The sequence below is a fragment of the Photobacterium sp. CCB-ST2H9 genome, from assembly GCF_023151555.2.
In the GTDB taxonomy this organism is placed as follows: Bacteria; Pseudomonadota; Gammaproteobacteria; order Enterobacterales; family Vibrionaceae; genus Photobacterium.
In genome coordinates this window covers 2,841,001-2,859,406 of the sequence record NZ_CP100425.1, presented here as the reverse complement: position 1 = coordinate 2,859,406, position 18,406 = coordinate 2,841,001, and the positions used below count along the sequence as shown (strand labels likewise).

The 18,406-nt window shown below is 51.3% G+C and carries 14 protein-coding genes and 2 tRNA genes; 14 read left to right on the top strand and 2 right to left on the bottom strand.

Going from position 1 to position 18,406, the window contains the following annotated elements:
* Window positions 1-136: 136 nt before the first annotated feature.
* The 12 genes from secG to L4174_RS13120 all read left to right on the top strand — a co-directional run bounded on the left by secG (window position 137) and on the right by L4174_RS13120 (window position 11,531).
* The gene (gene secG, locus L4174_RS13175) at window positions 137-472 is read left to right on the top strand and encodes a preprotein translocase subunit SecG (protein ID WP_248141321.1); all 336 of its coding nucleotides are present in this window, start codon (window positions 137-139) and stop codon (window positions 470-472) included.
* A gap of 11 nt (window positions 473-483) precedes the next feature.
* Window positions 484-568: transfer RNA gene (locus L4174_RS13170), tRNA-Leu, on the top strand.
* A gap of 60 nt (window positions 569-628) precedes the next feature.
* Window positions 629-705, top strand: a tRNA-Met gene (locus L4174_RS13165).
* Window positions 706-968: 263 nt separating this feature from the next.
* Entirely contained in the window at window positions 969-1,424 is a 456-nt protein-coding gene (gene rimP / locus L4174_RS13160; RefSeq protein WP_248141320.1) for a ribosome maturation factor RimP, read from the top strand.
* Between the two features lie 22 nt (window positions 1,425-1,446).
* Window positions 1,447-2,934 (top strand): transcription termination factor NusA, encoded by a 1,488-nt coding sequence (gene nusA / locus L4174_RS13155; protein ID WP_248141319.1) that lies wholly within the window; start codon window positions 1,447-1,449, stop codon window positions 2,932-2,934.
* A gap of 24 nt (window positions 2,935-2,958) precedes the next feature.
* Complete coding sequence (gene infB / locus L4174_RS13150; protein WP_248141318.1) at window positions 2,959-5,715, top strand: translation initiation factor IF-2; 2,757 nt, start codon at window positions 2,959-2,961, stop codon at window positions 5,713-5,715.
* A 90-nt stretch (window positions 5,716-5,805) separates the two neighbouring features.
* The gene (gene rbfA, locus L4174_RS13145; protein ID WP_036751364.1) at window positions 5,806-6,207 is read left to right on the top strand and encodes a 30S ribosome-binding factor RbfA; all 402 of its coding nucleotides are present in this window, start codon (window positions 5,806-5,808) and stop codon (window positions 6,205-6,207) included.
* A complete protein-coding gene (gene truB / locus L4174_RS13140; RefSeq protein ID WP_248141317.1) occupies window positions 6,207-7,154 on the top strand; it encodes a tRNA pseudouridine(55) synthase TruB in 948 nt (315 codons plus the stop codon). The genes rbfA and truB overlap by 1 nt, the downstream gene beginning before the upstream one ends.
* Window positions 7,155-7,298: 144 nt before the next feature.
* Window positions 7,299-7,568 (top strand): 30S ribosomal protein S15, encoded by a 270-nt coding sequence (rpsO, locus tag L4174_RS13135; protein WP_036751368.1) that lies wholly within the window; start codon window positions 7,299-7,301, stop codon window positions 7,566-7,568.
* 333 nt (window positions 7,569-7,901) lie between these two features.
* A complete protein-coding gene (gene pnp, locus L4174_RS13130; RefSeq protein WP_248141316.1) occupies window positions 7,902-10,013 on the top strand; it encodes a polyribonucleotide nucleotidyltransferase in 2,112 nt (703 codons plus the stop codon).
* Between the two features lie 166 nt (window positions 10,014-10,179).
* Window positions 10,180-11,094: a lipoprotein NlpI gene (gene nlpI / locus L4174_RS13125; protein WP_371929346.1), complete on the top strand. Its 915-nt coding sequence runs from the start codon at window positions 10,180-10,182 to the stop codon at window positions 11,092-11,094.
* A gap of 74 nt (window positions 11,095-11,168) precedes the next feature.
* Complete coding sequence (locus L4174_RS13120) at window positions 11,169-11,531, top strand: hypothetical protein (RefSeq protein WP_248141315.1); 363 nt, start codon at window positions 11,169-11,171, stop codon at window positions 11,529-11,531.
* A gap of 77 nt (window positions 11,532-11,608) precedes the next feature.
* Here L4174_RS13120 and L4174_RS13115 read toward each other — a convergent pair whose 3' ends face one another.
* Window positions 11,609-12,964 (bottom strand): GntP family permease, encoded by a 1,356-nt coding sequence (locus L4174_RS13115; protein ID WP_248141314.1) that lies wholly within the window; start codon window positions 12,962-12,964, stop codon window positions 11,609-11,611.
* 314 nt (window positions 12,965-13,278) lie between these two features.
* Between L4174_RS13115 and L4174_RS13110 the strand changes: the two genes are divergently transcribed.
* Together L4174_RS13110 and L4174_RS13105 are read left to right on the top strand one after the other, a co-directional pair.
* A complete protein-coding gene (locus L4174_RS13110) occupies window positions 13,279-14,886 on the top strand; it encodes an acyl CoA:acetate/3-ketoacid CoA transferase (RefSeq protein ID WP_248141313.1) in 1,608 nt (535 codons plus the stop codon).
* A 124-nt stretch (window positions 14,887-15,010) separates the two neighbouring features.
* Window positions 15,011-15,973 carry a LysR family transcriptional regulator gene (locus tag L4174_RS13105; RefSeq protein ID WP_248141312.1) on the top strand — a complete coding sequence of 321 codons (963 nt, stop codon included), beginning with the start codon at window positions 15,011-15,013 and terminating at the stop codon, window positions 15,971-15,973.
* 16 nt (window positions 15,974-15,989) lie between these two features.
* Here the strand turns inward: L4174_RS13105 and L4174_RS13100 are convergent, their stop codons facing one another.
* On the bottom strand, window positions 15,990-18,029 hold the full coding sequence (locus L4174_RS13100) for a bifunctional diguanylate cyclase/phosphodiesterase (RefSeq protein ID WP_248141715.1): 2,040 nt from the start codon (window positions 18,027-18,029) through the stop codon (window positions 15,990-15,992).
* Between the last annotated feature and the right edge of the window lie 377 nt (window positions 18,030-18,406).

Below are 18,406 nucleotides of genomic sequence, written 5' to 3'. Positions count from 1 at the left end.
TCAATTGCTACATTCTTGGAAAAATCACTTGTCACACATGTCGGCATTCGCTAGTATTCCCTCGCTCCTGACGAAGGGGTGCGCTGGCACTGCTATCGCATAGCCGGCACAACAATATGGAACATAGGTGGAACCCATGTACGAAATTCTACTTGTGATTTATCTGTTGGCTGCGCTTGGTGTAATTGGCCTGGTTCTGGTTCAACAAGGTAAAGGCGCAGATATGGGAGCCTCATTTGGGGCTGGTGCATCAGGAACACTGTTTGGTGCCAGCGGCTCTGGAAACTTTCTGACCCGAATGACTGCAATTTTTGCAACCGTATTTTTTGTTATCAGCTTGATTCTGGGCAACATGAGCTCGAAAAAAGCGGATACAACCAGTGGCTGGGAAAACTTAAGTGCCCCAGCACAGCAAGAACAACCTGTTGAAAAAACTGAGAAAGCGCCTGTAAACAGCGATATTCCTCAGTAATAAACAGATTTGCCGAGATGGTGAAATTGGTAGACACGCTAGCATGAGGTGCTAGTGCCGCAAGGTGTAGGGGTTCAAGTCCCCTTCTCGGCACCATTGATTCAGTTACTTGAAAGAGTAACAAGTGAGGGATATAATCGCCCTCAGAATTACGGACGCGGGGTGGAGCAGCTTGGTAGCTCGTCGGGCTCATAACCCGAAGGTCGTCGGTTCAAATCCGGCCCCCGCAACCAACTTGGACGATAATTGAGTGTATACTCTTAGTTATCAGTGGATTTACCGGGTTGATTGAACTCGGTTCCGCCTCCGAGTTTTGAAAAGCGACGATTCCTGGAACTGAATCGCTTTCGTTTTTCTGCTTGAATCTTCAGAGGTTTAAGCTATCAGGGTCCAGAGATAATAAACCCCGTAATTCGGGGTTTTTTATTATCTGAAACATGACCATTCAGGTATCTACTGGGCTTCAATGCCCTTTTTTTGTTTCCAGGGGGTTGTCTTGACCGCTTTAGAAATGCAATTAACCGAACTGCTTGAGTCGCCAGTGACAGCTTTGGGCTATGAATTGGTGGGTCTGGAGTTTATCCGTGCGGGTGAACATTCGACACTACGTGTGTTCATTGACCACGAAAACGGCATCACAGTCGATGATTGTGCCGATGTGAGCCGTCAGATCAGTGCAGTGATGGACGTTGAAGATCCGATCACTGTTGCCTATAACCTGGAGGTTTCGTCCCCTGGTTTGGAGCGTCCGCTGTTTAAAGCGGAACATTATCAACAGTTTATTGGCCACGAGGTCAGCCTGGTCCTGAAAATGGCGATGAATAATCGCCGTAAGTGGAAAGGTGACATTGTTGCCGTTGACGGTGAGCTGGTCACGTTGAACGTGAATGGCGATGAAGAAACCTTTGCGCTGAGCAATATTGCGAAAGCCAACCTGGTTCCAAAATTCTGACCGCTAAATTGGGGCATTAGAAATGAACAAAGAAATCTTGGCTGTCGTTGAAGCGGTATCCAACGAGAAAGCTGTTCCGCGCGAGCGTATCTTCGAAGCACTGGAGATCGCACTGGCAACAGCGACAAAGAAAAAATACGAAGCGGAAATTGACGTACGCGTTGCAATCGATCGCAAAACGGGCGACTTCGAAACTTTCCGTCGCTGGAAAGCCGTTGAAGAAGTGACTGCACCGACGCTGGAAATCACTCTGGAAGCTGCTCAGTATGATGACGAGAGCATCGAGCTGGGTGACTTTGTTGAAGAGCAGATCGAGTCTGTGACATTCGACCGTATCACGACTCAAACGGCGAAGCAGGTCATCGTCCAGAAAGTTCGTGAAGCTGAGCGTGCGCAAATTGTTGAACAGTTTATCGACAATGAAGGCGAGCTGATCACGGGTGTCGTGAAGAAAGTGAACCGTGATGCCGTGATCGTTGATCTGGGTAACAATGCTGAAGCAGTCATCCTGCGTGAAGACCAGCTGCCGCGTGAAAACTTCCGTCCAGGTGACCGCGTCCGTGGTCTGTTGTATGCTGTGCGCCCTGAAGCGCGTGGCTTCCAGCTGTTCATGACCCGTTCTAAGCCTGAAATGCTGTCAGAACTGTTCCGCATCGAAGTACCGGAAATCGGTGAAGAGATGATCGAACTGATGGGTGCTGCCCGCGATCCGGGTTCTCGTGCCAAGATTGCCGTGAAGACAAACGACAAGCGTATTGACCCTGTCGGTGCTTGTGTTGGGATGCGTGGTGCGCGTGTTCAGGCGGTCTCCGGTGAACTGGGCGGCGAGCGTATCGATATCGTGCTGTGGGACGAAAACCCTGCACAGTACGTCATCAATGCGATGGCCCCTGCTGAAGTCAGCTCCATCATTGTGGATGAAGACAACCACACCATGGACATCGCAGTTGAGAAAGACAACCTGGCTCAGGCAATTGGCCGCAGCGGTCAGAACGTGCGTCTGGCGTCTGTACTAACTGGCTGGGAACTGAACGTGATGACGGTTGAAGACCTGCAGAACAAGCATCAGGCTGAAGCGCAGGCATCCATCGAATTGTTTGTGAAATACCTGGACATCGATGAAGATTTCGCTGTTGTTCTGGTAGAAGAAGGCTTTACCAGCCTTGAAGAAGTGGCCTATGTGCCGGTTCAGGAACTGATGTCTATCGAAGATCTGGATGAAGACACAGTGAATGAGCTGCGTAATCGTGCCAAAGAAGCCCTGACCACGATTGCCCTTGCGCAGGAAGAGTCTTTTGACGGTGTTGAGCCTGCTGAAGATCTGCTGAACCTGGACGGTATGGAGCGCGAGCTGGCGTTCAAACTGGCTGCGAAGGGTATTAGTACGCTGGAAGATCTGGCCGACCAGGGGACGGATGATCTACTGGATATCGAAGGCCTGGACGAGACCAGAGCGGGTGAACTGATCATGGCTGCCCGTAATATCTGCTGGTTCAGCGACGAAGCATAATTCAATTAGCAAGGGAGGAGCAGCATGTCAGAGGTTACAGTTAAGGCACTTGCCGAAGAAATCGGTACCCCGATTGATCGGTTGCTTCAACAGTTTGCCGATGCTGGTATCAGCAAGAAAGCTGAAGACAGTGTCAACCAACAGGAAAAAGAGTCTCTGTTGACCCACCTGAAGAAAGAACACGGTGGTAACACTGACGAGGCGCCGACCCGCCTGACTCTGCAACGTAAGACCCGCAGCACCCTGAGTGTGTCGGGTTCTGGCGGCAAGAGTAAAAATATCCAAGTTGAGGTGCGCAAAAAGCGCACCTATGTAAAACGCTCTGCCCTTGAAGAAGAGCAACGTGCGGAAGAAGCACGTCAGGCTGAAGAGGCTGCAAAACGTGCTGCGGAAGAAGCAGCGAAACGTGATGCAGAAGAGCAGGTGAAGCGCGAGGCGGAAGCCAAGCGTGAAGCTGAAGAGAAGCGCTTGGCAGAAGAGAAGCGCTTAGCGGAAGAGAAAGCAAAGCAGTTGGAAGAACAGTCTGAGCAGGGTGCAGCAGTGGATGCAAGCCAACGCGAAGCTGATGAAAAGCGTCAAGCTGAAGACAAAGCAAAACGCGCCGCCGCTGAGCTGGAAGCTAAGAAAGAAGCTGAGGCACTGCAACGTCGCCGGGAAGAGGAAGCCAAGCGTAAAGCCGAAGAAGCAAGTGAGCGTCAGCTAGAAGAGGCACGCAAAATGGCAGAAATGAATGAGAAAAACTGGTCTGAAAAAGGCCAGGATGCAGGTGATATGGAACGAGAAGACTACCACACGACCACTTCCACCTATGCCCGTGCGGCGGAAGATGAACAAGACCGTCGCGAGGAAGCAACTCGCCGCCGTAACAAGAAGAAAAAGGCTGCTGGTCCTAAGAGCGAAGAGCGCGAGACGCGCGAACGTCCAATGGCGGCACGTGGCGGCCGTAATCAGCGTGGCCGCGGCAAGCAGCAGCTGAGCAAGCCAACATCCATGCGTCATGGTTTCGATAAAACCGCAACTGTAGCGAAGCAAGATGTTGTGATTGGCGAGACCATCATCGTTTCTGAACTGGCAAACAAAATGTCAGTGAAGGCCGCTGAAGTCATCAAAGTGATGATGAAACTGGGTGCGATGGCAACCATTAACCAGGTGATTGATCAGGAAACTGCTCAGCTGGTTGCGGAAGAGATGGGCCACAAAGTTATTCTGCGCAAAGAAAACGAGCTGGAAGAAGCGGTACTGTCTGATCGTGATGAAAACCTGACTGCCGTACCACGTGCGCCGGTTGTAACCATCATGGGCCACGTTGACCACGGTAAAACATCGACGCTGGACTACATCCGTAAAGCACACGTTGCAGCGGGCGAAGCCGGTGGTATTACCCAGCACATTGGTGCTTACCACGTTGAAACAGACAACGGTATGATCACCTTCCTGGATACTCCGGGACACGCCGCGTTTACTGCGATGCGTGCACGTGGTGCTCAGGCAACGGATATCGTGATTCTGGTTGTTGCAGCGGATGATGGCGTGATGCCACAGACGATTGAAGCGATCCAGCACGCGAAAGCTGCAGGTGTACCGCTGATCGTTGCTGTGAACAAGATCGATAAAGAAGACGCGAACCCAGACAACGTGAAGAACGAGCTGGCTCAGTATGACGTTATCCCTGAAGAATGGGGTGGCGAGAACATGTTCGTTCATATTTCTGCGAAGCAGGGAACCAACATCGACGGTCTGCTGGAAGCCATTCTGCTGCAAGCTGAAGTTCTGGAACTGGAAGCTGTTTCTGAAGGTATGGCGAAAGGTGTGGTTGTTGAATCACGTCTGGATAAAGGCCGTGGCCCGGTTGCAACGGTTCTGGTTCAGGAAGGTACGCTGCGTAAGGGCGACATCGTTCTGTGTGGTCTGGAATACGGTCGTGTTCGTGCAATGCGTGACGAACTGGGTCGTGAAATCGAAGAAGCTGGCCCGTCTATCCCGGTAGAAATCCTGGGTCTGTCTGGTGTGCCTTCTTCTGGTGACGAAGCGACTGTCGTTCGTGACGAGCGTAAAGCCCGTGAAGTTGCACTGTACCGTCAGGGTAAATTCCGTGAAGTGAAACTGGCCCGCCAGCAGAAAGCGAAACTGGAAAACATGTTCTCGAACATGACTGCCGGTGAAGTGGCTGAACTGAACGTCGTTCTGAAAGCAGACGTACAGGGTTCTGTGGAAGCGATTGCCGACTCTCTGCGTAAGCTGTCAACTGACGAAGTGAAAGTGAACATCGTAGGTTCCGGCGTTGGTGGTATCACCGAGACAGATGCAGTGCTGGCTGCAGCATCGAACGCAATTATTCTGGGCTTCAACGTCCGTGCGGATGCATCTGCACGTAAGACGATTGAAAACGAGAACCTGGATCTGCGTTACTACTCCATCATCTATCAGCTGATTGATGAAGTGAAAGCCGCAATGGGCGGTATGCTGTCTCCTGAGTTCAAGCAGGAAATCATTGGTCTGGCTGAAGTACGTGACGTGTTCAAGTCACCGAAGCTGGGTGCGATTGCCGGCTGTATGGTCACAGAAGGTGTGATAAAGCGTAGCAACCCAATCCGCGTCCTGCGTGACAACGTGGTTATCTACGAAGGTGAACTGGAATCGCTGCGTCGCTTTAAAGATGACGTACAAGAAGTGAAGAATGGCTACGAATGTGGTATCGGCGTGAAGAACTATAATGATGTTCGCGTTGGTGACCAGATCGAAGTTTACGAAATCATCGAAATCCAGCGTACACTGGATTAATCAGGTTGCTCGTGAACCTGACACGAATACAGGGGAGCTTCGGCTCCCCTTTGTGTCGAGATAGCAGCCGACGTTTAGAGAGAGAATCAAATGGCGAAAGAATTCAGCCGTACACAACGTGTTGCTCAGCAGCTGCAAAAAGAGCTGGCTGTGATTCTGCAACGCGAAATTAAAGATCCGCGTCTGGGCATGGCGACCATTTCCAGCGTGGAAGTTTCCCGGGATATGGGTTACGCCAAAGTCTATGTCACTTTCCTGACCGTGGGTGAGCAGACTCCGGAAGGTAGCCTGGAAGCCTTGCGCGAAATGGCACCTTACATCCGTTCGTTACTGGGCAAGCAAATCCGTTTGCGTGTTACGCCAGAGCTGAACTTTATTTTCGATCAGTCTCTGACGGAAGGCATGCGCATTTCTAACCTGGTCAGCCAGGTTGTACGAGATGATGAAGCACGCCGTGGTGATGAACCTGAGGACGAAGGTGAGGGCAACTGATGGCTCGTCGTCGTAAAGGGCGTCCGGTTGATGGGGTACTGCTGCTGGATAAACCCGGCGGTATTACTTCCAATGACGCGCTGCAAAAAGTAAAACGCATTTTCTTTGCGGAAAAAGCAGGCCATACCGGTGCGCTGGATCCGCTGGCGACGGGCATGTTGCCGATTTGTCTGGGGGAAGCGACCAAGTTTTCCCAGTTCCTGCTGGATTCTGACAAGCGTTACCGTGTGATTGCCAAACTCGGTGAGCGGACCAACACCTCCGATTCGGATGGTGAGGTTGTCGAAACCCGTGAGGTGAAAGTGGACCGCGGCCAGCTTGAGCGTTGCATTGCGAAGTTTCGTGGCACGACCAAGCAGATCCCGTCCATGTTTTCAGCCCTGAAATATCAGGGACGCCCGCTGTACGAATATGCCCGTGAAGGGAAAGAAGTACCGCGTGAAGCCCGTGACATTACCGTGTATGAAATCAGCCTGCTGCGCTTCAGTGACAATGAAGTTGAGATGGAAGTTCATTGCTCCAAAGGGACTTACATCCGGACGATTGTTGATGATCTGGGTGAAATGCTTGGCTGTGGCGCGCATGTCACTTACCTGCGTCGTATCGGGGTATCTAAATATCCGCTGGATAAAATGGTAACACTTGAGCAGCTTGAAGCGCTGCTTGATGAAGCCCAGTCGCAGGAGATTCAGCCGAAAGAGTTGCTGGATCCACTGTTGCTGCCGACGGATAGTGCGGTTCAGGATTTGCCTGAAGTAAACTTGCTGCCGGGCGTCGCCAGTTATGTGCTGAATGGTCAGCCGGTGCAGGCGGGGCGTGTACCGGAAACCGGTACGCTGGTCCGGCTGACAGCAGGTGAGCAACGTGATTTTATCGGTATCGGTGAAATCGATGCAGATAATATGGTTGCACCGAAGCGGGTTCTGGCGAACAAACCGAAAGACTGATACGCGTTCAGCATGGCCAGGCAGACCCGCGGGAAGATTCCGCTTGCGGCCTGTCTGGCGGGTGCGTATAATTCGCGGCTCGGGCGTCGGCTGAATCAGAGATTGGCTGACGCAAATTTAACCTTTTTGTATTAGGAATGAGTTATGTCTCTGAATGCAGAAACTAAAGCAGCTATCGTTGCTGAATACGCGCAAGGCGCAAACGACACTGGTTCTCCTGAAGTTCAGGTTGCACTACTGACTGCACAAATCAACCACCTGCAAGGCCACTTCAGTGAGCACAAAGGTGACCACCACAGCCGTCGTGGTCTGCTGCGTATGGTTTCTCGCCGTCGTAAGCTGCTGGACTACCTGAAAGGCAAAGATCTGGGTCGTTACCACACCCTGATCGAGCGTCTGGGTCTGCGTCGCTAAGATTGCTTGAGAGAAAGGAGCCAACTGGCTCCTTTCTTTTTAGTATGCTCTGGTCAGATTGGCCGGGGTGTTCTTTGTAAACTGATGGTGCTTTTTGTAATTCACGAGTCGTTTTCGTCGACCTAGAGGTCGCGGCTATTGAGAGAAGCTGGCGATGCCGGCTTTTGTCATTAGTCGCGATGCGTGAATGGTCAGCGCAGGAAGTTTATCTTTCTGAGAACCGGAAGATATTCTGGCCTGAAAGTACCCCTCTTCACATGACGCTTTTTGCTGTGTCAGATATACTTACTGGCGCAAATAGAAAAAGCAGATCAATATTTTAAGGAAATTCACGTGAATCCTATCGTAAAAACCTTCCAGTACGGTAACCACACCGTCACACTGGAAACCGGAGTCATGGCGCGTCAGGCGACTGCTGCTGTGATGGCCAGCATGGATGATACTTCTGTCTTCGTTTCAGTTGTTGGTAAGAAAGAAGCTGTCGAAGGTCAGGACTTTTTCCCTCTGACTGTAAACTATCAGGAGCGTACCTACGCTGCCGGTAAAATTCCGGGTGGTTTCTTCAAGCGTGAAGGCCGTCCTTCTGAAAATGAAACGCTGACTGCCCGTCTGGTTGACCGTCCAATTCGCCCGCTGTTCCCTGATGCATTCAAAAATGAAGTTCAGGTGATTGCGACTGTAGTTTCTGTGAACCCGGATGTGAATCCTGACATCGTGACCATGATCGGTACTTCTGCTGCTCTGGCGATTTCTGGTATTCCGTTCAATGGCCCGATTGGTGCAGCGCGTGTGGGTTATATCAATGACCAGCTGGTTCTGAACCCAAGCAACAAAGAACTGGCTGAAAGCCGTCTGGATCTGGTTGTTGCCGGTACTGAAAGCGCAGTTCTGATGGTTGAATCTGAAGCTGACCGTCTGACTGAAGAGCAGATGCTGCAAGCTGTTGTCTTCGGTCACGACCAGCAACAAACGGTGATCAATGCGATCAACGAATTTGCCGCTGAAGTTGCAACGCCAGCATGGAATTGGGTTGCTCCTGAAGAAAATACAGCACTGAAAGCTCGTGTTGCAGAAAAAGCTGAAGCACTGCTGACAGAAGCGTACCAGATCACTGAAAAGATGGCGCGTTACGAGAAAGTCGGTGCAATCAAGTCTGACGTTGTTGCGGCTCTGCTGGCTGAAGATGAAACGCTGGAAGAGCGTGAAATCCGCGACATGCTGGGCTCTCTGGAGAAGAACGTGGTTCGTGGCCGTATCATTGCGGGCAACCCACGTATCGACGGTCGTGAGAAAGACATGGTTCGTGCACTGGACGTACGTACTGGCGTGCTGCCACGTACTCACGGTTCATCTCTGTTTACCCGTGGTGAAACTCAGGCACTGGTTACAGCAACGCTGGGTACTCAGCGTGATGCGCAGATCCTGGATGAGCTGACCGGTGAGCGTAAAGAGCACTTCCTGCTGCACTACAACTTCCCTCCATACTGTGTGGGTGAAACTGGCTTTGTCGGTTCGCCGAAGCGTCGTGAAATCGGCCACGGTCGTCTGGCGAAGCGCGGTATTCAGGCAGTTATGCCAACCGTTGATGAGTTCCCGTACACGGTTCGTGTGGTTTCTGAAATCACGGAATCGAACGGTTCTTCTTCCATGGCTTCTGTCTGTGGTACGTCTCTGGCACTGATGGATGCCGGTGTACCAATCAAGGCGTCTGTTGCGGGTATCGCAATGGGTCTGGTGAAAGAAGGCGAAGACTTCGTGGTTCTGTCTGACATTCTGGGTGATGAAGACCACCTGGGTGACATGGACTTCAAAGTTGCGGGTACAAACGATGGTATTACTGCATTGCAGATGGATATCAAAATCGAAGGTATCACCAAAGAGATCATGCAGATTGCTCTGAATCAGGCCAAAGGTGCACGTATGCACATCCTGGGCGTGATGGATCAGGCGATCAGCACTGCACGTGATGATATTTCTCAGTTTGCACCGCGCATTCATACGATGAAGATCAACCCAGAGAAGATCAAAGATGTTATCGGTAAAGGTGGTGCGGTGATCCGTCAGCTGACTGAAGAAACCGGTACAACCATCGAGATTGAAGATGACGGTACAGTGAAGATTGCTGCAACAGAGGGGACTGCTGCGAAAGAAGCAATCCGCCGCATTGAAGAAATCACCGCTGACGTTGAAGTTGGTCGCATCTATACTGGTAAAGTAGTGCGAATCGTTGATTTTGGTGCATTTGTTTCTGTCATCGGCAGCAAAGAAGGCTTGGTTCACATTTCTCAAATCGCTCAGGAGCGTGTTGAGAAGGTTTCTGACTATCTGCAAATGGGTCAGGAAGTCCAGGTGAAAGTACTGGAAATCGATCGCCAGGGCCGTATCCGTCTGAGCATGAAAGAAGCTCAGGCCGAGCAGGCTCCAGCCGCGGGTGAAGACGCGTAAACCCTCAGGTTTTCACGTATCTTGACCGAGAAGTAAAAAGGGGCTGTGACAGCCCCTTTTTTATACCAATGAATGTACAGACACTGAACAGTTACCTGAACGGTTAGCTTTGCCTCATCAGATTGCGATGAGAGGACACAAGGTTTACACGGGTAGGTTAGGGAGAATGGCATTGTTTGCAAAGAGGTTTAAGTACGCAGCCATCGCGATGGCTATCATGCTGGGCGGGTGTTCCACGAATACTTACTCCAGCTGGGAGCAGCCGTTGATTGCGGTACCGCTGCAGCCAACCATACAGCAACAGATTCAGCTGGCTCGAATCGATCAACTGTTGGGACGCAGTGATCTGGATGACGAGACCCGTTCACAGATTTTTTATGAGCGCGGCCTGTTGCATGACGGCATCGGCTTACGCGATCTGGCCAGACTCGACTTCAACCAGTCTCTGTCGTTGTATCCCGCACAGCCAGACATTTTTAATATTCTCGGTGTGTATTTTACCCAGAGTGCACATTTTGACGCGGCTTATGAAGCCTTTGATTCAGCGCTGGAGCTGGACGTCAGTCATCCGTTCGCGCAGCGAAACCGTGGTATCGCACTGTATTATGGTGGCCGGTTTCAGTTAGCAAGGCAGGATTTGATTGCACACTACCAACAGGATCCCAACGATCCCTATCGTTCTATCTGGCTTTATATGGTTGAGCTGGAAACTGAGCCCGAGAAAGCGAAACAGAACCTGAAGAGCCGGTTTGATCGCGCAGAGCGTGAAGACTGGGGCTGGAACATTGCCAGTGTACTGATGGATGGCGAGACAGAGCAGCAGCTACTCGACGACATTGTGAAAAACAGTGAAACCAATGAGCAAATGGCTGAGCGTTTAACTGAAAGCTATTTCTATATGGCGAAGCGATATCAGCACAATAAACAATATGCGGAAGCCGTTCAGTTGTACAAACTGGCTCTGTCGGGAAATGTCTACGAGTTTGTTGAGCACCGTTTTTCTTCTCTGGAATTAAACCGCTTGCTGGCAGCGTTGCAGGGACAGACGGAGCGTGTTTCTTCAGAGGAAGAAGAACTCTGATCTGTCGCTGAGTTAAGAATGGCATCCCCTTTGCAGCCGCTATAGTAAGATCAGGGTGCAATACGGGGGCTGTCGTGAAGAGAATGACCGTTTTAGTTTTGGCCAGTCTATGTGCCTGGCCAACGGTAGCCGGGCAGCAACTGGATTATGTTCGTGCTGTCACGACACCGGGTGAAGGGCGGCTGGTCACCATAGATGATTACTGGTTACTGGCATTCAGTCATACGTATGATATCCGTTTGCCAGAGCATGTGGCTCAGGGACAGAAACTGGAAATACAAATCAAAGAAGAAGGTGATACCTGGCAGTCGGAACAATTTACGGTGACGGCCATCAGTATTTATCAGGACTTATGCCGCCTGCACCGGCAACATCCCAGTCAGGATGGCCGGTTTCCGTCGGATGCTATCTACATCCAACCCTGTACCAGCGAATAACAAATGAAAAAACGCCCCGGGAAATCCCAGGGCGTTTTTTTTCGTCGGGTTGATTTCAGTCCATTGCTGCGACGGAATCAGACCAGACCGGTGCTGAGATGTACAACAATGACAGTGAATGCAGCCATGAGCGGAATCGCCATGGTGACCATAGCAATATCACCGTAACTTTGTCTGTGTGTCAGGCGGCATACTGCCAGCAGCGTGATGACAGCGCCACAGTGTGGCAGCGTGTCCAGACCGCCTGCTGCTAACAGAACCACCCGATGCAGCACTTCAGGGTTAATGCCGGTATTCAGGAAATCGTTCCCCAGCATTGCCAGAACCATACCGGTTCCGCCAGATGATGAGCCGATGATTCCGGCCAGACTGGTAGAGGTAATCGCGACCTTGAACAGATCCGGAATATCAATTGCGGCAATTCCCGCTTTAATGGCGACGAAGGCCGTCAGGGCGGTGATCACGGCACCATAACCAACTTCGGATGCTGTATTGAAGATAGGAAGCAGTGAGCCGACTGAACCATCAAAGATATGTTTATTGGCTTCGAACAGATAGCGACGGTAAGCAACCAGCATGAAAACGATGGCAATCACCAGCGCCAGAATGACCGACCAGGTACCGTTCACACGGGTATCCAGTGCTTCATACTCAGCAATGATCGTCGGAGATTTGAAGTAAATGTTTGTGAGCACGAAGTTGATCGCAAACACCAGCAAAATCGGGATCAGTGCCATCAGAAAACTGGGAGTGGGGGTATTGTCTTCGGCATCTTTTCCGTTGTCTTCATGTTCACCATAACCTTCCCCTGCAAGAATTGCTTTTTGTGCCCGGTATTTAATCCAGAGCACACCCAGAACCAGCATCATGGTACCGGCCAGTAATCCCAGTAACGGTGCCGCATAAATTGTCGTGCCGAAAGGAATTGTCGGCATGGTGTTGAGGTACTGGGGCGAACCCGGTAAGGCCGTCATGGTAAAAGTGAAGGCACCTAAGGTAATGGCGGCAGGCAGAAGACGTTTGGGAATCCCTGCTGCCCGGAAGGTGGCGGCACCAATCGGATACATGGCAAACACCACGACAAAGAGTGACACGCCGCCATAGGTCAGCAGTGCGGTCGCAAGGACAACGGACAGGATCGCATGTCTGGTGCCCAGATACTGAATGATGGAGCGGGACAGCGTGCGTGCGGCGCCCGATGCGCCCATCAGCTTACCGAAGATGGCACCGGCAATGAAGATCGGGAAGTAGAGCTTGATGTAGTTTGCCGCAGCCGGCATGAACACATTCGACAGGGCATACAAAAATGGGAAGTCACTGGTCAGCAGCGCGGCTGCCATCGCCAGGACGGGGGCGAGCACCAGGACAGAGACACCTCGATAGGCAAAATACATCAGCCCGATCAGGGTGAGTAATATCACGGCAACATCCATATTTTCTCTCCGTATTGTTGATATGTAACAGACCGTTAACATCCTAGATGGCCCGGTCATGAAAAGAAATACCGGGTTTTGGGATGGACAGCCTGACTTCAATGAAAGTGAGAGCGCTATCATGCTATTGGGGGTGACAATAGCGCCCATAGCGTTAACTGATAAAACTAATTTTTAATAATATCAATATGTTAGCATGCTATTATTGCATGTGCGGAGCACTTTTGAAAAACACAATTTCATCTCTGGCTATTCAAGCTTCGAGGCGGGATTCATACACTTTTTAATACTTGCATGTAGAAAGGAAGTTGCAGATGGCAGTCACCCAACTAACGGCGGAACAGGCAGCAGCCTGGATCAAGGACGGGCAGTCAGTGATGCTGGGAGGGTTCATCGGCTCTGTGGTGCCGGAATCTATCATCAAAGCATTAGGACGGCGTTTTGAACGCGATCAGTCACCCAGCGACCTGACGCTGCTCTTTGCTGCGGGTCAGGGAGATGGTGCAGGCCGGGCCGCAGATCACCTGGCGATTCCCGGACTGGTGAAACGGGTTATCGGAGGACACTGGGGATTAGTGCCCGGTCTGCAAAGACTGGCCCTGCAAAATGAAATTGAAGCTTATAATTTGCCTCAGGGTGTTATTTCTCATTTGCTGCGGGATACAGCTGCGGGTAAACCCGGCACGCTGACCACAACCGGTCTGGGGACCTACATCGATCCGCGTCTGGAAGGCGGAAAAATCAATGCGATTACCCGGGAAGATCTGGTGTCGCTGGTAGAACTGGGCGGGGCAGAATATCTGTTCTATCAGCGTTTAACGGTTGATGTTGCTATTTTGCGCGGGACGACAGCGGATACCGACGGCAATATCACCATGGAAGACGAGTGTCTGATTGCGGAGAACCTGGCGACCGCTCAGGCGGCCAGAAATCAGGGTGGACAGGTGATTGTTCAGGTTAAACGCATTGTGTCGGCCGGGACTCTGGATCCGCACGCCATCAAAATTCCGGGCATCTTTGTTGATGCGGTGGTGCTTTGCAATGATGAATCAGAGCATATGCAGACATTTGCCACCCAATTTAACCCGGCATTCGTGGGGCGGGCAACCGTTCGGGAACAGCATGAGACAGCACCGATGGCTGTAGCGTCTGATCCGGATGCCAAAACATTGATTGCCCGTCGGGCGGCGATGTTACTGGTACCGGACTCTGTGCTGAATCTCGGGATTGGCGTGCCGGAGTATATAGCAGTAGTCGCCGGGGAGCAGGGATTGCTGGATCGTCTGACGCTGACGGTAGAACCGGGCGCGATTGGGGGGCTGCCGGCCAGTGGTCTGGATTTCGGGGCCAGCCTTCATCCTCAGGCGATCATCACTCAGGACCAGATGTTTGATTTTTATGATGGCGGCGGTATCGATCAGGCATTTCTGGGATTGGCACAATGTTCAGCGATGGGCGACATTAATGTGTCCCGTTTCGGTGACCGGCTGCCGGGTTGCGGTGGATTTATTAATATCAGCCAGCATGCGAAGTCTGTGTATTTCTGCGGAACTTTTACGGCGGGCGGGCTGGAGGTTGAAGTCCGTGACGGTCAGTTGCACATCATCCGGGAAGGCAGCCAGATCAAATTTGTCGAGCAAGTTGAACAGATCACTTTCTCGGCACGCAGGGCAGTGCAGACACAGCAACCGGTCCGGTATATTACGGAGCGTGCTGTATTCCGGCTGGAACCTCAGGGGCTGGTACTGGAAGAAATTGCTCCCGGGATGGATTTGGAAAGGGATATTTTGTCGAAGATGTCGTTTATGCCAATCATTGACCCAGATTTGTGTCTGATGCCAGCGGATATTTTTTCACCGACATTCAGGCTGCCAGGGGAGCAGAATCGTGGTCCCGTGAATCAAGACTGTGAAGCGAGCTGAAAGTTGCAATAATCGGGTTGATGCATATAGAAGACAAAAGGCATTATTGATAGCCTTCATTAGGTATAGCTAAATGTCTGAGCTGGATATCCAGACAAATCTATCAACCCATAAGGAATGTGCTATGACTCAGCAACTGGTCGGGATCAATCCTCGCCAGCAACAGTTAGATAAGATCGTGTTTTTCTGTTCTGTGATTCAGCATGGCTCGTTTCGGGAGGCTGCTGAAGCCTGGGGAATATCGGCGGCCGCTGCCAGCCGGTGGATCAAAGAACTGGAAGGCCTGATGGCTGTGGAACTGATCAAACGGAGCACACGGCAACTGGTTCCCACGGATGCCGGGGAAATGCTGTACCGGCGCTTTTCTTCGCTCTTGCCTGAAATCGATACCATTTGCTCTGAAGTGGGCAGTATGGCGGACGAGCAGCGTGGGGTGATCACGATTTCATCAACGCCGCTGTATGCGGCTTACTATCTGCGTGAAATCATAGCCGAATATATGGAAATGCATCCGCAGGTGAATTTCCGGTTATTCATTGAAGCCGGTGAGACTGATCCGCTTCATGTTGATTTTATTATCCGGGCCAAGGCAACGAACCGGGAAACTGAAGAGAAAGACTCCCTGCTCATTCGCCGGTTGTTGCTGAGTGAGCCATTGTATGCCTGTGCATCCCCTCAGTATCTGGCTCGCTGCGGAGTGCCGGAGGAGCCCGAGGCGTTGCGGGAGCACCGGTGCCTGTATGCAAGTTCGCTGGTGGGCGGAAACCGGTGGTATTTCCGTCTGAATGGGATCAACCGGGCGGTGACAATCAGTGATGCGCTGGAATGCGATAACAGTGAAATATTGCGTGATATGGCTATTCGCGGTGCCGGAATTGCCTATCTGCCCCATTCAGTGATCAAAGCGGGGCTGGATGCGGGTGAACTGCAGGTGCTGCTGACCGATTTTGTCGCCAGCCAGTTTGATATCAATCTGTATTTTCGGCCCCGGCATCCGATGCCTGCCCGGTGTCAGGCATTCAAAGAATACATGCTGCGCCGGACTGAGGAGATCCTCTCACAACAGGAAATCCATCACGGACGTTAAGGGAGCCGGGGCTTTGTCAGTACCGGCTGCGAAAATTTTTAACCAGAATGGTTTCTAAATCATTTTTTGGCAGCGGGCGGAAAAAATGGAAGCCCTGAATGTAATCGCAGTTCAGGTTAGACAGCAGTGCGGCCTGCTGACGTGTTTCAACGCCTTCTGCCACAACACACATGTTGAGAGACTTACCCAGGTTGATGATGTTTTCGATCAGGGTCAGCTGTTTCGGGACGGTTTCCAGATCTTTGATAAAAGCACGGTCGATTTTCAGCTCGTCCAGCGGAAAGCGGGCCAGATAAGACAGCGAGGAATAGCCCGTACCGAAATCATCAATTGATAATGCAAACCCAAGTTTTTTGATTGCGTTCAGCATCTGGATGGTGTGCTCATTTTCACCCATCATGGCACTTTCAGTCAGTTCAAAGGTGATATCGTCCGGATTCACTTCAGTGGCGCGCTGCAAATCGGAAACATACTGGATCAGGTTCGGATTCCCGAACTGCTGCGGTGAAAGGTTGATGGCCACCCGGCCAGGCAACAGGCCTTGTTTCTTCCATCGCTTAACCGTAGTGAAGACTTCGCGCATGACCACTTTGCCCAGTTGCTCGATCAGCCCCGAGCGTTCAGCAACCGGAATAAACTGGGCCGGGCTGATATAGCCTTCGATCGGATGTTTCCAGCGGACCAGTGCTTCTGCGCCATGAATGGAGAAATCCCGAGCACTGACCTTCGGCTGATACCAGACTTCCAGCCCTTTGTTCTGCAGGGCTTTCTGGAGCTCGATTTCCAGCCATAAGCGCATTCTGGCTTCTTTGTTCATGGTTTCATCAAAGGTGACCAGACGATTCCGCCCGCGGTTTTTGGCTTCATACATGGCCGTATCGGCATGCTGAAGCAGCAAACGGGCATCGCTGCCATTCCCCGGATAATTCACCATACCGATGGAGCAGGCCAGATGTTTGCTGAAGTGCATCAGGTCAAAGGGCTGATTGACCAGCGCAATAATTTTCTTCGAAACTTGTTCGCCCATATCTGCCTGAACCGGCTCCGGAAGCAGAATGCCGAATTCATCGCCTCCCAGGTGGCCGATGACGGCGTTCTCTGGCAACAGCTGGCGCAGGCGGTGAGAGATTTCCTGAAGCACGCGATCGCCGATATGGTGGCCCAGGGAATCGTTGATGTTCTTAAAGTTATCAATATCCAGATACAGCATCACCAGAGGGATCTGGCGGTTGATCATCTGCTCCAGACGCCGGCTGAATCCATGCCGGTTGTAGAGTCCGGTCAGCGGATCGGTATGAATCAGTTGTTCGACCTGATCCGGATGGACCTGCTGTTTATGCGGTTGCTTCAGAACGACCAGGCTGGCAGGGGAGCCCACCAGCTGAACATCACCCAGTGTGAGGGTCAGTGCATTTTCTGTCTGGCATTGCGGGCTGGTCAGACAGTGGTACGTTTTGCCATTACTTAATTCAGCCAGCTGTTCGCCAAAAGGACGGTTGTTACGGCTGTCGATCAGCAATTGTCCGAGATCTTCGCCAATCATGGCTTCTGCGGACGAAAAACCCAGTAATTGTGCCGCAATAGCATTGGCAGACAGGATCTGATTTTTTTCAATGAGCAGGCAGCCGTCGGCCATGAGCCGGCACAGTTGGTTGAACTGCTCTTCCCGTTCAGCGACGGCATTGGCTAACTGGAGACGTTCAGAGGTGTCTATGGCATGTAAGACGACATGGGTGATCTCTGCGGTGTCAGTTCTCAGCGGCGACAGGCTGAAGTGCAGGCTGGTGTGGTGGCGGTGCTCATCCAAAATCACATCACCCTCGACACTCTCACCTTTGAAAGCACGTTCATAATAGGGTTTCAGCGTTTCATAAAAAGCATGACCCAGAATGTCAGCGTCGGTGCAGCCCACCAGTTCTTCATGGTTGAGGCCACTTAACTGGCTGTAATGATGGTTCACGGCGGTGTAGCAGTGTTGCTTATCCAGAATGGCGAACAGGAACGGGCTATTGCCTGTCAGTTGAAAAAACCAATTGTTGATGAATTCAGTCGGCATGGCGATATGATCTGTTTCGGCTGACATCCCCTGGATGCCCTTATCTGGCTAAGTCGTACCCGTAATATAACGTCAGAAAATAGCGAATTGTCAAAATTTCATGCATTCGTGAGAAAACTTTGAGTTATGGGACAAAAAATATGGATTTATTGACATTGGTTACAAAATTATGACAAAGCCCTTTTCGGTGTTCATCGCTAACACTGTGTTTTGAATAAGAAATATGTTGAACTGTTCTGGCTGTACCTCTCAGGCCTGAAATATATCAAGTCAACTTTTCTTGTCATTTTCATATGAATTCTCCTGATTTTGGGGACCGTGAAAGGGAAAACAAAATTTTGCTTGTTCAAATATTGAGCGATCAGTCCTGCTGATTC

Coding starts and splice junctions, on each gene's coding strand:
- nusA (WP_248141319.1), top strand. CDS start 1,447: ATGAACAAAGAAATCTTGGCTGTCGTTGAAGCGGTATCCAACGAGAAA.
- L4174_RS13115 (WP_248141314.1), bottom strand. CDS start 12,964: ATGGATGTTGCCGTGATATTACTCACCCTGATCGGGCTGATGTATTTT.
- secG (WP_248141321.1), top strand. CDS start 137: ATGTACGAAATTCTACTTGTGATTTATCTGTTGGCTGCGCTTGGTGTA.
- L4174_RS13105 (WP_248141312.1), top strand. CDS start 15,011: ATGACTCAGCAACTGGTCGGGATCAATCCTCGCCAGCAACAGTTAGAT.
- truB (WP_248141317.1), top strand. CDS start 6,207: ATGGCTCGTCGTCGTAAAGGGCGTCCGGTTGATGGGGTACTGCTGCTG.
- L4174_RS13110 (WP_248141313.1), top strand. CDS start 13,279: ATGGCAGTCACCCAACTAACGGCGGAACAGGCAGCAGCCTGGATCAAG.
- infB (WP_248141318.1), top strand. CDS start 2,959: ATGTCAGAGGTTACAGTTAAGGCACTTGCCGAAGAAATCGGTACCCCG.
- nlpI (WP_371929346.1), top strand. CDS start 10,180: ATGGCATTGTTTGCAAAGAGGTTTAAGTACGCAGCCATCGCGATGGCT.
- rbfA (WP_036751364.1), top strand. CDS start 5,806: ATGGCGAAAGAATTCAGCCGTACACAACGTGTTGCTCAGCAGCTGCAA.
- rpsO (WP_036751368.1), top strand. CDS start 7,299: ATGTCTCTGAATGCAGAAACTAAAGCAGCTATCGTTGCTGAATACGCG.
- L4174_RS13100 (WP_248141715.1), bottom strand. CDS start 18,029: ATGCCGACTGAATTCATCAACAATTGGTTTTTTCAACTGACAGGCAAT.